Origin of the sequence: Gilliamella mensalis (genome assembly GCF_900103085.1) — a bacterium.
Taxonomy (GTDB): Bacteria; Pseudomonadota; Gammaproteobacteria; order Enterobacterales; family Orbaceae; genus Gilliamella; species Gilliamella mensalis.
This window is the reverse complement of sequence record NZ_FMWR01000024.1, coordinates 1-1,100: the sequence shown is the minus strand read 5'-3', so window position 1 is coordinate 1,100 and position 1,100 is coordinate 1. Positions and strand designations below refer to the sequence as shown.

The following is a 1,100-nucleotide window of genomic DNA, read 5'->3' as shown; positions in this document are numbered from 1 at the left end:
ATGTCTAAAGAAAAATTTGAACGTACAAAACCCCACGTTAACGTTGGTACAATCGGCCACGTTGACCATGGTAAAACAACTTTAACTGCGGCAATTACTTCTGTACTAGCTAAAAAATTTGGCGGTCAAGCACGTGCATTCGATCAAATCGATAACGCACCAGAAGAAAAAGCACGTGGTATCACCATCAACACTTCACACGTTGAATACGACACACCAACTCGTCACTACGCACACGTAGACTGCCCGGGCCATGCTGACTATGTTAAAAACATGATCACAGGTGCGGCACAAATGGACGGTGCTATCTTAGTTGTAGCAGCAACAGATGGTCCTATGCCACAAACTCGTGAGCACATTCTTTTAGGTCGTCAAGTAGGTGTTCCTTACATCATCGTATTTTTAAACAAATGTGATATGGTTGATGACGAAGAGTTATTAGAATTAGTAGAAATGGAAGTACGTGAACTTCTATCTCAATATGATTTCCCAGGTGATGATACACCAGTTATTCGCGGTTCAGCGCTAAAAGCGTTAGAAGGCGAAGCGGCATGGGAAGACAAAATTGTTGAATTAGCTGAAGCATTAGACAGCTACATTCCAGAGCCAGAGCGTGATATCGACAAACCATTCCTATTACCAATTGAAGACGTATTCTCAATTTCTGGTCGTGGTACAGTAGTAACAGGACGTGTTGAACGCGGTATCATCAAAGTTGGTGAAGAAGTTGAAATTGTGGGGATCAAACCGACAACTAAAACAACGTGTACTGGTGTTGAAATGTTCCGTAAATTACTTGACGAAGGTCGTGCGGGTGAAAACGTTGGTGTATTACTACGTGGTACAAAACGTGAAGAAATCGAACGTGGTCAAGTACTTGCAAAACCAGGTTCAATCACACCACATACTGATTTTGAATCAGAAGTGTATATCTTAAGCAAAGATGAAGGTGGTCGTCATACTCCATTCTTTAAAGGTTACCGTCCACAGTTCTACTTCCGTACAACTGACGTAACAGGTACTATCGAATTACCAGAAGGCGTAGAAATGGTAATGCCTGGTGATAACATCAAAATGACAGTATCATTAATTCACCCAAT

At 41.6% G+C, this 1,100-nt stretch carries 1 protein-coding gene; it reads left to right on the top strand.

Annotated elements, in window-relative coordinates; genetic code table 11:
- Nucleotides 1–1,100 (top strand): elongation factor Tu (tuf, locus tag BQ5209_RS10365; protein WP_085248753.1); only part of this gene is annotated, 1,100 nt, incomplete at its 3' end.